13 protein-coding genes are annotated in these 13,098 nt (G+C 37.5%); all 13 read left to right on the top strand.

The window, feature by feature from the left end:
* The first annotated feature begins 1 nt into the window (after position 1).
* The 13 genes from xerC to EGX95_RS17495 all read left to right on the top strand — a co-directional run bounded on the left by xerC (position 2) and on the right by EGX95_RS17495 (position 13,069).
* Entirely contained in the window at positions 2–901 is a 900-nt protein-coding gene (gene xerC, locus EGX95_RS17555; protein ID WP_123805690.1) for a tyrosine recombinase XerC, read from the top strand.
* A gap of 42 nt (positions 902–943) precedes the next feature.
* On the top strand, positions 944–1,486 hold the full coding sequence (gene hslV / locus EGX95_RS17550) for an ATP-dependent protease proteolytic subunit HslV (RefSeq protein ID WP_000526271.1): 543 nt from the start codon (positions 944–946) through the stop codon (positions 1,484–1,486).
* Between the two features lie 22 nt (positions 1,487–1,508).
* A complete protein-coding gene (hslU, locus tag EGX95_RS17545) occupies positions 1,509–2,900 on the top strand; it encodes an ATP-dependent protease ATPase subunit HslU (RefSeq protein WP_000550081.1) in 1,392 nt (463 codons plus the stop codon).
* 77 nt (positions 2,901–2,977) lie between these two features.
* Positions 2,978–3,757, top strand: coding sequence for a GTP-sensing pleiotropic transcriptional regulator CodY (gene codY, locus EGX95_RS17540; RefSeq protein ID WP_000421288.1), 780 nt, complete (start codon positions 2,978–2,980; stop codon positions 3,755–3,757).
* A gap of 350 nt (positions 3,758–4,107) precedes the next feature.
* The gene (gene rpsB / locus EGX95_RS17535) at positions 4,108–4,809 is read left to right on the top strand and encodes a 30S ribosomal protein S2 (RefSeq protein ID WP_000111483.1); all 702 of its coding nucleotides are present in this window, start codon (positions 4,108–4,110) and stop codon (positions 4,807–4,809) included.
* 103 nt (positions 4,810–4,912) lie between these two features.
* Complete coding sequence (gene tsf / locus EGX95_RS17530) at positions 4,913–5,800, top strand: translation elongation factor Ts (RefSeq protein WP_001018580.1); 888 nt, start codon at positions 4,913–4,915, stop codon at positions 5,798–5,800.
* A gap of 66 nt (positions 5,801–5,866) precedes the next feature.
* On the top strand, positions 5,867–6,589 hold the full coding sequence (gene pyrH / locus EGX95_RS17525) for a UMP kinase (protein WP_000042663.1): 723 nt from the start codon (positions 5,867–5,869) through the stop codon (positions 6,587–6,589).
* 2 nt (positions 6,590–6,591) lie between these two features.
* The gene (frr, locus tag EGX95_RS17520) at positions 6,592–7,149 is read left to right on the top strand and encodes a ribosome recycling factor (protein WP_000531500.1); all 558 of its coding nucleotides are present in this window, start codon (positions 6,592–6,594) and stop codon (positions 7,147–7,149) included.
* 85 nt (positions 7,150–7,234) lie between these two features.
* Entirely contained in the window at positions 7,235–8,011 is a 777-nt protein-coding gene (gene uppS / locus EGX95_RS17515; protein WP_000971301.1) for an undecaprenyl pyrophosphate synthase, read from the top strand.
* A gap of 17 nt (positions 8,012–8,028) precedes the next feature.
* Entirely contained in the window at positions 8,029–8,820 is a 792-nt protein-coding gene (gene cdsA / locus EGX95_RS17510) for a phosphatidate cytidylyltransferase (RefSeq protein WP_000813584.1), read from the top strand.
* A 23-nt stretch (positions 8,821–8,843) separates the two neighbouring features.
* Entirely contained in the window at positions 8,844–9,986 is a 1,143-nt protein-coding gene (gene dxr, locus EGX95_RS17505) for a 1-deoxy-D-xylulose-5-phosphate reductoisomerase (protein WP_000790362.1), read from the top strand.
* Between the two features lie 16 nt (positions 9,987–10,002).
* Positions 10,003–11,259 carry an RIP metalloprotease RseP gene (gene rseP, locus EGX95_RS17500; RefSeq protein WP_001090248.1) on the top strand — a complete coding sequence of 419 codons (1,257 nt, stop codon included), beginning with the start codon at positions 10,003–10,005 and terminating at the stop codon, positions 11,257–11,259.
* A 109-nt stretch (positions 11,260–11,368) separates the two neighbouring features.
* The gene (locus tag EGX95_RS17495; RefSeq protein WP_000814305.1) at positions 11,369–13,069 is read left to right on the top strand and encodes a proline--tRNA ligase; all 1,701 of its coding nucleotides are present in this window, start codon (positions 11,369–11,371) and stop codon (positions 13,067–13,069) included.
* Positions 13,070–13,098: the final 29 nt, after the last annotated feature.

The raw sequence follows: 13,098 nt of genomic DNA, 5'->3' as shown, positions 1-13,098 counted from the left end.
TGTGAATGTGAAGAAATTGTTACAATTATTCGTTGGATATTTACAAATTGAAAGAAATTATTCAAAATATACAATTGCAAGTTATCAAAATGATTTAGAACATTTTGTACAATTTATGGAGCGAGAAGGCATATCCTCTTTTTTAGATATTACATACGCGGATGTTCGTTTGTACTTAACGACGTTGCATGATGAAAAGTTAGCCCGTAAATCTGTCGCAAGAAAAGTATCAAGCTTACGAAGTTTATATCGTTTTTTGATGCGTGAAGGTTATCGGAAGGATAATCCGTTTGCACTTGCGTCACTCCCCAAAAAAGAATTGTCAATCCCAAAGTTTTTATATGCTGAAGAATTAGAGGAATTATTTGAAGTTTCTGATACGAAAACCCCGTTAGGTCAAAGGAATCAAGCTTTATTAGAGTTGATGTATGCGACCGGGATCCGTGTGAGTGAATGTGTCAATTTACAACTTACCGATATTGACTTTGCGGTGGGAACAATTTTAGTAATGGGAAAAGGAAAAAAACAAAGGTATATTCCGTTCGGGAGCTATGCACAAGATGCTTTAATTACTTATATAGAGAACGGGAGAAAACAGTTAGCCAAGAAAACTGAAGAACAATCTCATATGGTATTTTTAAATGCGAAAGGCACGCCGCTGACAAGTCGAGGAGTACGCTATGTATTAAATGAACTCATTAAGAAAGCTTCACTGACAATGCGTATAAATCCTCATATGTTAAGGCATACATTTGCTACACATATGTTAGATGAAGGGGCAGATTTACGTACTGTACAGGAGCTACTCGGTCATGAAAATTTGTCTACGACACAAATTTATACGCATGTCTCTAAAGAAAGATTGCGTTCTGTCTACATGAAGCATCACCCACGGGCATAAATTGCTTTTAAAGCTATAAAAACATATAAAGGAGTTTTTTCTATGGGAAATTTCCACGCTACAACGATATTTGCAGTTCATCATAATGGAGAATGTGCAATGGCTGGAGATGGCCAGGTGACAATGGGAAATGCTGTTGTAATGAAACATACAGCTCGTAAGGTTCGTAAACTTTTTCAAGGGAAAGTTTTAGCTGGTTTTGCAGGTTCAGTTGCTGATGCATTTACTCTTTTTGAAATGTTTGAAGGGAAATTAGAAGAGTATAATGGAAACTTGCAGCGTGCTGCTGTTGAGATGGCGAAGCAATGGCGCGGTGACAAGATGTTACGTCAGCTAGAAGCGATGCTCATTGTCATGGATAAAACAACGATGCTCCTTGTTTCAGGTACGGGAGAAGTGATTGAACCGGATGATGGTATTTTAGCAATTGGATCTGGCGGAAATTATGCGCTTTCAGCAGGTCGTGCTTTAAAACAATATGCAAGTGAACATTTAACAGCGAAGCAAATTGCGAAAGCGAGTTTAGACATTGCAGGCGATATTTGTGTGTATACAAACCACAATATAATTGTGGAAGAATTGTAGAATCGTAAGGGAGGCATTTTATATGCATTTACATTTTACTCCGCGTCAAATTGTGGAAAAATTAGATCAATACATTATCGGTCAAAAGGATGCGAAGAAAGCGGTTGCTGTAGCTTTAAGAAATCGATACCGCCGAAGTAAATTAGCTGAAAATCTACGTGATGAAATTGCACCTAAAAATATTTTAATGATTGGACCGACAGGTGTTGGTAAAACAGAGGTAGCACGACGAATGGCGAAACTCGTTGGAGCACCTTTTATTAAGGTTGAAGCTACGAAATTTACAGAAGTTGGATATGTAGGTAGAGATGTAGAATCGATGGTACGTGACCTTGTGGAAACGTCAGTTCGCATTGTGAAAGAAGAAATGGTAGTAAAAGTACAAGACAAAGCAGAAGAACAAGCGAACCAACGTCTTGTTGAAATTTTAGTGCCGAGTCCGGAGAAGCAATCTGGATTTAAAAACCCATTAGAAATGCTATTTGGTGGCGCTCAAAATTCGAATCAAACAACAGATTCACAGGAAGATGTTGAAATCGAAAAGAAACGTCAAGATGTGGAAAGAAAGCTTGCTGCAGGACTTCTTGAAGATGAAATTGTATCGATTGAAGTGACTGAACAACAGTCTTCCATGTTCGATATGCTGCAAGGAACTGGCATGGAACAAATGGGGATGAATTTTCAAGATGCATTAGGAAGTTTTATGCCGAAAAAAACAAAAAAACGTAAACTTTCTGTAAAAGAAGCAAGAAAAGTCTTGACAAATGAGGAAGCACAGCGCTTAATTGATATGGATGAAGTTACACAAGAGGCTGTTTATCGTGCTGAACAGCTCGGGATTATTTTTATCGATGAAATTGACAAAATTGCTGGTAAGCAGTCGAATAGTGTAGATGTATCACGTGAAGGTGTGCAACGTGACATTTTACCAATTGTAGAAGGATCAAATGTTGCGACAAAATACGGATCAGTAAAAACGGATTATATTTTATTCGTTGCAGCTGGAGCGTTTCATATGTCTAAACCGTCAGATTTGATTCCGGAATTACAAGGGAGATTTCCGATTCGAGTAGAATTAACAAAATTATCGACGGATGATTTTGTTAAAATATTAATCGAGCCTGATAATGCGTTAATTAAACAATATATTGCTTTATTAGCGACTGAAGGTATAGAAATTGAATTTTCAGACGAAGCTATTCGTAAGATTGCTGAGATTGCTTATCAAGTTAATCAGGATACAGATAATATTGGAGCAAGAAGACTTCATACGATTATGGAGAAGCTCCTTGAAGATTTATCGTTTGAAGCATCTGAAATTACGTTAGAGAAAATAACGATAACGCCTCAATACGTTGAGGAAAAATTAGCAACGATTGCTAAAAATAAAGATGTGAGCCAGTTTATTTTGTAATAGTGTCATCAGGTGACTCGCCCTAGTTTCCAAGTGATGAAAAAATATGTGAGTAACATGTAGGAGGAACTTTTGAAATGGAATTATTAGCAAAAACAAGAAAATTAAATGCGTTATTACAGAGCGCAGCAGGAAAGCCTGTAAACTTTAGAGAAATGTCTGACACAATGTGTGAAGTAATCGAAGCGAACGTATTCGTAGTAAGCCGTCGTGGTAAATTACTAGGTTATGCAATTCACCAACAAATCGAGAATGAGCGTATGAAACAAATGCTTGCAGAGCGTCAATTCCCAGAAGAGTATACACAAAGCTTATTCAACATTACAGAAACATCTTCAAACTTAGATGTAAACAGTGCTTACACAGCATTCCCAGTAGAAAATAAAGAATTATTTGGTCAAGGCTTAACTACAATCGTACCGATCGTTGGTGGCGGTGAGCGTCTAGGTACATTAGTTTTAGCTCGTCTTGGTCAAGAGTTCTTAGATGATGATTTAATTCTTGCTGAGTACAGCTCAACTGTTGTAGGTATGGAAATTTTACGTGAAAAAGCAGAAGAAATTGAAGAAGAAGCACGTAGCAAAGCTGTTGTTCAAATGGCGATCAGCTCATTATCTTACAGTGAGTTAGAAGCAATCGAGCACATCTTCGAAGAATTAAACGGAACAGAAGGTTTACTTGTTGCAAGTAAAATTGCTGACCGCGTAGGAATCACTCGTTCGGTAATCGTAAATGCACTTCGTAAATTAGAAAGTGCTGGTGTAATTGAGTCGCGTTCTTTAGGTATGAAAGGAACATACATTAAAGTACTAAACGACAAATTCTTACATGAACTTGCTAAATTGAAAACAAACTAATTTATAAAACTCTTCTCATTTTTTGAGGAGAGTTTTTTTGTATAACAGATTGATGTTGTTCGTACATAGCGTCATAATCGCATTTTTTTGAAAGGCCATGAATTGCATTTCACTTTTTTTGCTTAAAAGAAATGTAGGTTGGTAATACTAGAATTCGAGTATGAACAAAGAAAGTTTTACATTGTTCGCATTTTCGACTTGATTGTAATATTTCAGTATGATATAGTAAGCAGTGGTGTCAGTACAAAGTACACACGTTTACTGATTTAAGTGTTGGTGCTACGTTTGTAGTTTCGCTTAGAGATGAAGTAAACGGAGGATATCAAAAACCATTTAGGAGGAACTATATTATGTCAGTAATTTCTATGAAGCAATTGCTTGAAGCTGGTGTTCATTTCGGACATCAAACTCGTCGTTGGAACCCAAAAATGAAGCGTTACATTTTCACAGAGCGTAACGGTATCTACATCATCGACTTACAAAAAACTGTGAAAAAAGTTGAGGAAGCTTTCAAAGTTATGCGTGACATCGCTGCTGAAGGCGGAGACATCTTATTCGTAGGTACTAAAAAACAAGCACAAGAAGCTATTAAAGAAGAAGCAACTCGTGCTGGTATGTACTTCGTTAACCAACGTTGGTTAGGTGGAACTTTAACTAACTTCCAAACAATCCAAAAGCGTATCAAGCGTCTTAAAGACATCGAAAGAATGCAAGAAGATGGTACTTTCGAAGTACTACCTAAGAAAGAAGTTGTTCAACTTAAAAAAGAGTTAGAGCGTCTTGAGAAATTCTTAGGCGGTATTAAAGATATGAAAGGTCTTCCAAGTGCATTATTCGTAGTAGACCCTCGTAAAGAGCGTATTGCAGTTGCTGAAGCACGCAAATTACACATTCCAATCATCGGTATCGTTGATACAAACTGTGATCCAGACGAAATCGATCACGTTATCCCAGCGAACGATGATGCAATTCGTGCTGTAAAACTTCTTACATCTAAAATGGCAGACGCGATCCTTGAAGCAAAACAAGGTGAAGAAACTGTTACTGCGTAACAAAGTTGGAAAGGTGATAAGGGGTTCGGCCTTTTATCACCTTTTTTAAGGTATAAACACCTTTATAAAAGGTATAAATACATATTTTAGGAGGATGAAAAGTATGGCAATCACTGCACAAATGGTAAAAGAATTACGTGAAAAAACTGGCGCAGGTATGATGGACTGCAAAAAAGCTTTAACAGAAACTAACGGCGACATGGAGAAGGCAATTGACTTCTTACGTGAAAAAGGTATCGCGAAAGCTGCTAAAAAAGCAGACCGCATCGCTGCTGAAGGTTTAACTTTCATCGAAACAAACGGTAACGACGGTTTAATCTTAGAATTAAACTCTGAAACTGATTTCGTTGCGAAAAACGAAGGTTTCCAAACATTAATTAAAGAATTAGCTGCTCACTTATTAGCTAAGAAGCCTGCTAACGTTGAAGAAGCTATGGCTCAAACAATGGAAAACGGTAAAAAAGTTGAAGAGCACATCAACGAAGCAATCGCTAAAATTGGTGAAAAGCTTACACTTCGTCGTTTCGAAATCGTATCAAAAACTGATGCAGATGCATTCGGTGCTTACCTACACATGGGTGGACGCATTGGTGTTCTAACAGTTCTTGAAGGTTCTACTGATGAAGCGGCTGCTAAAGACGTAGCAATGCACATCGCTGCAGTTAACCCAAAATACATCGATCGTGATGCTGTAACAGCTGAAGAAGTTGAGCATGAGCGTCAAGTATTAACACAACAAGCATTAAACGAAGGCAAGCCTGAAAAAATCGTTGCAAAAATGGTTGAAGGCCGTCTAGGCAAATTCTTCGAAGAGATTTGCTTACTTGACCAAGCATTCGTTAAAAACCCTGATATGAAAGTTCGTCAATTCGTTGAGTCTAAAGGCGCAACATTAAAAGGATTCGTTCGCTACGCTGTTGGTGAAGGTATCGAAAAACGCGAAGACAACTTTGCTGAAGAAGTAATGAACCAAGTAAAAGGTAGTAACTAATACAGATTAGGGAACACATTGTGTTCCCTTTTTTAAAATAAAGATGTAAGCAATTGGAGGTTCATTATGAGTAAACCGAAATATAATCGTGTCGTTTTAAAGCTGAGTGGAGAAGCTTTAGCTGGCGAGCAAGGATTTGGAATCAACCCAGCTGTTATTAAGTCAGTTGCGGAACAAGTGAAAGAAATTGCAGAACTAGATGTAGAGGTTGCTGTTGTTGTTGGCGGCGGTAACATTTGGCGTGGGAAAATTGGAAGTGAGATGGGCATGGATCGTGCAGGAGCGGATTACATGGGCATGTTAGCGACAGTTATGAATTCATTAGCTCTTCAAGATAGCTTGGAGAACATCGGAATTCAAACTCGCGTACAAACTTCAATTGAAATGCGTCAAGTGGCAGAGCCTTACATTCGTCGTAAAGCAGTTCGTCACTTAGAGAAAAAACGTGTTGTTATCTTTGCAGCAGGTACTGGTAACCCATACTTCTCTACAGATACAACGGCAGCATTACGTGCAGCGGAAATTGAAGCTGACGTAATTTTAATGGCGAAAAACAATGTGGATGGCGTATATAATGCAGATCCATCTATTGACCCAACAGCTACGAAATACGAAACACTTACTTACTTAGATGTATTAAAAGAAGGTTTAGGTGTAATGGATTCTACAGCTTCTTCTCTATGTATGGATAATGATATTCCATTAATTGTATTCTCAGTTATGGAAAAAGGGAATATTAAACGTGCCGTGTTAGGCGAAAATATCGGAACAGTTGTAAGGGGGAAATAAATATGGGACAACAAGTATTGAAGTCTGCAAATGAAAAAATGGAAAAAGCGGTTGCTGCTTATTCACGCGAATTAGCAACAGTTCGCGCTGGTCGTGCAAACGCGTCTGTATTAGATAAAGTACAAGTTGATTACTATGGTGCACCAACACCAGTTGTGCAATTAGCGAACATTACAGTTCCAGAAGCACGTTTACTTGTAATTCAACCGTATGATAAAACTTCTATCGGTGATATCGAAAAAGCAATTTTAAAAGCAGATTTAGGCTTAAACCCTTCTAATGATGGAACTGTAATTCGTATTGCATTCCCTGCATTAACAGAAGAGCGTCGTCGTGATCTTGTAAAAGTTGTGAAAAAATATGCTGAAGAAGCAAAAGTTGCTGTTCGTAACGTACGTCGTGACGGTAACGATGATCTTAAGAAGCTTGAAAAAGCTGGCGAGATTACAGAAGACGATTTAAGAGGATATACTGAAGATATCCAAAAAGAAACAGATAAATATATTGCAAAAGTTGACGAAATCGCAAAAAACAAAGAAAAAGAAATCATGGAAGTGTAATAGCGATACTTTCGCAAATATGACCCTCTTCTTAAGGGGGTCTTTTTACACTTTTAGGCATACGTCTGCTTGTTGGAGGGTATGAATGATGTTTAAAAACTTTCCTTTTTTTAAAGGTAAAAAGGACACATCGTTTGATCATCTCGTTGAAGAAGTGAAAAAAGGATACATCCCAGAACATATTGCCATTATTATGGATGGTAATGGAAGGTGGGCAAAGAGGAGAGCGATGCCTCGTATTGCGGGACATCATGAAGGCATGCAAGTTGTAAAGAAAATCACAAAATTTGCAAGCAAACTTAATGTGAAAGTATTAACTCTTTATGCTTTTTCAACTGAGAACTGGAAAAGACCAAAAAAGGAAGTTGATTATTTAATGAAGCTTCCAGAAGAATTTTTAGGTACATTTTTACCAGAATTGATTGAAGAGAACGTACAAGTCCGTGTAATAGGGCAACAAGATCGTCTTCCTACGCATACACGCAGAGCGATGGAGAAGGCCATGGAAGAGACGAAAGAGAATACGGGATTAATTCTGAATTTCGCGTTAAACTATGGAAGTCGAGATGAAATCGTTTCTGCTGTGCAACATATGATGAAAGATAGTGAGGAAGGAAAAGTTCGTGTTGAAGATGTAAGCGAAGAAATGCTTTCTTCCTACCTAATGACGAGTTCTTTACCTGACCCAGAATTGTTAATCCGTACGAGCGGAGAGCTACGTATTAGTAATTTCATGTTATGGCAAATTGCATATTCGGAATTTTGGTTTACAGATGTGTATTGGCCAGATTTTACCGAGGAACATTTGCTAAATGCGATTACAGACTTTCAGCATAGAGGGCGCAGATTCGGAGGCGTGTAGAAAGAGAGGGTTTGGTAGTGAAACAGAGAATTATTACTGGAGTGGTTGCTGCCGCGCTATTCATTCCCATCGTAATTTACGGTGGCGTGCCTTTTACGGTTTTAGTGTATGCACTTGCTTCTATAGGTTTATATGAATTAATTCGTATGAATAAGCTTACGCTTATTTCAGTACCAACAGTTTTAGCTGCAGTATTATTATGGATTATTTTAATTCCAAGTAGTGCATCAGAACTGTTTACTTGGATTGGATTAGGTAAATTAGAAATCACATTTGTGATTGTTCTATTACTTTTATCATATACAGTCCTTTCTAAGAATACATTTACTTTTGATAATGCTTCATTTTTATTAATGGCGACAACATATGTTGCAATGGGATTCTTATATTTGAATGAAACGAGAATTTTAGGAATTAAATATGTGTTTTGCGCATTATTTGTTATATGGGCTACTGATTCAGGTGCATATTTCGTAGGAAAAGCATTAGGAAAAAGAAAATTATGGCCAGAAATTAGTCCAAATAAAACGATTGAAGGTTCATTAGGCGGCATCGTTTGTGGAATTATTGTGGCGCTTGTTTACAACATGTTCTTCCCGGTGGAATCGAATGTAGTAATTTTAATTGTGCTGACAATTATCATTTCTATTTTTGGACAAATTGGTGATTTAGTACAATCTGCATTTAAACGTCATTATGGCGTAAAAGATTCGGGTACAATTTTACCTGGACATGGTGGTATATTAGATCGAACAGATAGTTGGTTATTCGTTTTACCAATTCTCTACTTCTTATTACAATACAATTAATAAATGAACGAGGGGTTGGAGTCATGAAAAACATTAGTTTATTAGGTGCAAGCGGATCAATTGGTACACAAACTTTAGATGTATTACGCTCGCACCCAGACCAATTCCGTCTCGTTGCTTTTTCTGTAGGGAAAAATATTGACTACGCAGTAAAAGTCATTCAAGAATTTTCTCCGCAAATTGTCTCTGTGCAAAGAGAGGAAGATGTTTTAAAATTACAAGCTGTCTCTGGTAATACAAAAATTGTATATGGTAGTGAAGGACTTTTAGAAGTAGCATTACATCCAGATGCGGAGATCGTAGTAAATGCTGTTGTAGGTAGCGTAGGGTTGTTACCGACACTTCGTGCAATTGAGGCGAAAAAAACAATTGGAATTGCAAACAAAGAAACGTTAGTAACTGCAGGGCATCTTGTAATGGAAGCAGCGCGAAAACATAATGTTTCGTTACTTCCAGTAGACAGTGAACATTCAGCTATTTTTCAATGCTTGAATGGTGAAAATGAAAAAAGAATTTCTCGACTAATTATAACGGCTTCTGGTGGAAGTTTCCGTGATAAAACGAGAGATGAATTGCATCATGTGACCGTAGAAGATGCGCTTCGACATCCAAACTGGTCAATGGGTTCGAAAATTACAATTGATTCTGCTACAATGATGAATAAGGGGCTAGAAGTAATTGAAGCACATTGGCTTTTCGGTATCCCTTATGAGCAAATCGATGTTGTTTTACATAAAGAAAGTATTATTCATTCTATGGTTGAATTTGAAGATCGTAGTGTGATGGCACAGCTTGGCTCACCTGATATGCGAGTGCCAATTCAATACGCACTTACATATCCTGATCGATTACCTCTTTCAGACACAAAGCAGTTAAATTTATGGGAAATGGGTACATTGCATTTTGAGAAAATGAATCAAGAACGTTTCCGTTGCTTGCGCTTTGCGTATGAAGCTGGAAAAACAGGTGGAAGTATGCCAGCTGTAATGAATGCAGCGAATGAAGTAGCTGTTGAAGCTTTTTTACAAAAGAGAATTGGTTTCTTGACAGTGGAAGACCTCATTGAAAAAGCAATGAACCATCACAATGTCATTGCACGTCCAAGCTTAGAGGAAATTCTGGAAATTGATGCAGCCACAAGACGGTTTGTGATGGAACAAATTTAGCAAAGGTGGTATGGAATTGAATACAGCGATTGCCTTTATATTAATTTTCGGTGCACTCGTATTTTTCCATGAGCTAGGGCATCTATATTTCGCAAAACGAGCAGGTATTTTATGCCGTGAGTTTGCGATTGGTTTTGGTCCGAAAATATTCTCATTTGAAAAGAATGAAACGGTGTATACGATTCGATTACTGCCCCTTGGCGGCTATGTAAGAATGGCTGGCGAGGATGCAGATACAGTTGAGTTAAAGCCTGGGAAAAAGGTTGGCCTTGTATTAAACGAAAAAGACGAAGTTGTAAAATTAGTTTTTGATGGATATGAAAAGTATCCAAATGTTCGCGTTATTGAAGTCGAACAATCTGATTTAGAGCATAATTTAACAATTTCGGGTTATGAAGAGTACGAGGAAGAGCTTCAAACATTCCGAGTGAATGAAAAGGCTCGTATTATTACTGCTGGTGAAGAAATTCAAATTGCTCCGTATAATAGACAGTTTGGCTCTAAGAAATTAGGTCAACGTGCTTTAACGATCTTTGCGGGTCCTGCAATGAACTTCATTTTAGCATTTGTTATTTTTGTGATTCTTGGATTTGTACAAGGTGTTCCTGTTGACAAACCAATGGTCGGAAAAGTGATGGAGAATAGTGCAGCAGAGCAAGCTGGATTAAAAGAAAATGATACAATTCAAGCTATTGATGGGAAAAACACAAGTACATGGAAAGATGTTGTTACCATTGTACGTGAAAATCCAAATAAAGAAATTACGTTACAAGTAAAGCGTGATAGTGAACAGTTTAATGTGAAAGTAACGCCAACGCTTGATAAAGAAGGTAAAGAAGAAGTTGGTAGAATTGGTGTTTACTCTCCTGTAGAGAAAACAGTGATGGGTTCTATTAAATCAGGTTTTGAACAAACATACCAATGGACGAAACTAATTTTTGAGTCTCTTGTGAAATTAGTAACTGGTCAATTCTCTATTAATGAGTTGTCAGGTCCAGTAGGAATTTATAATCTAACAGATCAAGTTGTAGATTATGGATTTACGCGTGTTTTAAGTTTAGCAGCCGTTTTAAGTATTAACCTTGGTTTATTTAATTTACTACCAGTTCCTGCTTTAGACGGTGGACGTTTGTTCTTCTTCTTAATTGAGGCGTTACGCGGGAAACCAATTGATCGTCAAAAAGAAGGAATGGTTCACTTTATTGGTTTTGCATTATTAATGTTACTTATGTTAGTTGTAACTTGGAATGACATTCGTAAGTTTTTCTTGTAAAATAAAGTGAAACTTATAATGAAATAGAGCTCGTAGAATAAAATCCCTCACCTAACTCGAGGTGAGGGGTTTTCCTGCGTGTAAGAGTAAAATGAAGAGGTGCGAATAGATGAAACAAAGTATGGTATTCAGTCCTACATTACGTGAAGTTCCAGCTGATGCGGAGATTAAGAGTCATCAGTTATTACTTCGTGCAGGTTTTATGCGTCAAAATGCTTCTGGTATTTATAGTTTTCTACCATTTGGATTAAAAGTACTACACAAAGTAGAACGTATCGTTCGAGAAGAAATGGAGCGCGCAGGTGCTGTAGAATTATTAATGCCAGCGATGCAAGCTGCAGAATTATGGCAAGAGTCAGGTCGTTGGTATTCTTACGGATCTGAATTAATGCGTATGAAAGATCGTAACGCTCGTGAATTTGCATTAGGAGCGACACATGAAGAAGTAATTACGGATCTTGTACGTGATGAAGTGAAATCATATAAAAAATTACCGTTAACATTATATCAAATTCAAACAAAATTCCGTGATGAACAAAGACCTCGTTTCGGTTTATTACGTGGAAGAGAGTTTCTAATGAAAGATGCATACTCTTTCCATGCTACGCAAGAGAGCTTAGATGAAGTATACGATCGCTTATACAAAGCATACTCTAATATTTTTGCTCGTTGTGGTTTGAATTTCCGTGCGGTTATTGCTGATTCTGGGGCAATGGGTGGAAAAGATACACATGAATTTATGGTATTATCTGATGTTGGTGAAGATACAATTGCATACTCTGATACATCTGATTATGCAGCGAACATTGAAATGGCTCCTGTTGTAGCTACGTATACGAAGAGTGACGAAGCAGAAAAAGCGCTTGAAAAAGTAGCAACACCAGACCAAAAAGCAATTGAAGAAGTATCTGCATTCTTAAACATCGAAGCTGAAAAGTGCATTAAGTCTATGGTATTTAAAGTAGATGAGAAATTAGTAGTTGTACTTGTTCGTGGTGATCATGAAGTAAACGATGTAAAAGTGAAAAATGTATACGGTGCTTCAGTTGTTGAGCTTGCCTCTCATGAAGAAGTAAAAGAATTATTAAATTGTGAAGTTGGTTCATTAGGACCAATTGGTGTAACAGGTGATATCGAAATTATCGCTGATCACGCTGTAGCATCAATTGTCAACGGATGTTCAGGAGCGAACGAAGAAGGATTCCATTATGTAAATGTAAATCCAGAACGTGACTTTAAAGTAAGTCAATATACGGATTTACGCTTCATTCAAGAAGGAGACCAATCTCCAGACGGAAACGGAACAATTCTTTTCGCACGCGGAATTGAAGTTGGTCATGTATTTAAATTAGGAACTCGTTATAGTGAAGCAATGAACGCAACATTCCTAGATGAAAACGGAAAAACACAACCACTTATTATGGGTTGTTACGGCATTGGTGTGTCTCGTACAGTGGCAGCAATTGCAGAGCAGTTTAATGATGAGAACGGTTTAGTTTGGCCAAAAGCTGTTGCACCGTTCCATGTGCATGTAATTCCAGTAAATATGAAATCTGATGCACAACGTGAAATGGGTGAAAACATCTATAACTCATTACAAGAGCAAGGATATGAAGTATTACTAGATGATCGTGCAGAACGTGCAGGTGTTAAATTTGCTGATGCTGATTTATTCGGCCTTCCAGTTCGCGTGACAGTTGGTAAAAAAGCAGACGAAGGTATTGTAGAAGTGAAAGTACGTGCTACAGGTGAGTCTGAAGAAGTAAAAGTAGAAGAACTTCAAACATATATTGCTAATATTTTAAAATAGGAAGAGGTACCTCGTAATGAGGTACCTTC

Origin of the sequence: Bacillus sp. FDAARGOS_527, assembly GCF_003812125.1 — a bacterium.
Taxonomy (GTDB): Bacteria; Bacillota; Bacilli; order Bacillales; family Bacillaceae_G; genus Bacillus_A; species Bacillus_A paranthracis.
The sequence above is the reverse complement of the archived record's forward strand: the minus strand, read 5'-3'. Positions and strand labels throughout refer to the sequence as shown.

What these genes read in the sequence shown, in the direction of transcription:
- hslV (WP_000526271.1), top strand. Translation starts at nt 944, where the DNA reads ATGGGAAATTTCCACGCTACAACGATATTTGCAGTTCATCATAATGGA.
- hslU (WP_000550081.1), top strand. Translation starts at nt 1,509, where the DNA reads ATGCATTTACATTTTACTCCGCGTCAAATTGTGGAAAAATTAGATCAA.
- codY (WP_000421288.1), top strand. Translation starts at nt 2,978, where the DNA reads ATGGAATTATTAGCAAAAACAAGAAAATTAAATGCGTTATTACAGAGC.
- rpsB (WP_000111483.1), top strand. Translation starts at nt 4,108, where the DNA reads ATGTCAGTAATTTCTATGAAGCAATTGCTTGAAGCTGGTGTTCATTTC.
- tsf (WP_001018580.1), top strand. Translation starts at nt 4,913, where the DNA reads ATGGCAATCACTGCACAAATGGTAAAAGAATTACGTGAAAAAACTGGC.
- pyrH (WP_000042663.1), top strand. Translation starts at nt 5,867, where the DNA reads ATGAGTAAACCGAAATATAATCGTGTCGTTTTAAAGCTGAGTGGAGAA.
- frr (WP_000531500.1), top strand. Translation starts at nt 6,592, where the DNA reads ATGGGACAACAAGTATTGAAGTCTGCAAATGAAAAAATGGAAAAAGCG.
- uppS (WP_000971301.1), top strand. Translation starts at nt 7,235, where the DNA reads ATGATGTTTAAAAACTTTCCTTTTTTTAAAGGTAAAAAGGACACATCG.
- dxr (WP_000790362.1), top strand. Translation starts at nt 8,844, where the DNA reads ATGAAAAACATTAGTTTATTAGGTGCAAGCGGATCAATTGGTACACAA.
- EGX95_RS17495 (WP_000814305.1), top strand. Translation starts at nt 11,369, where the DNA reads ATGAAACAAAGTATGGTATTCAGTCCTACATTACGTGAAGTTCCAGCT.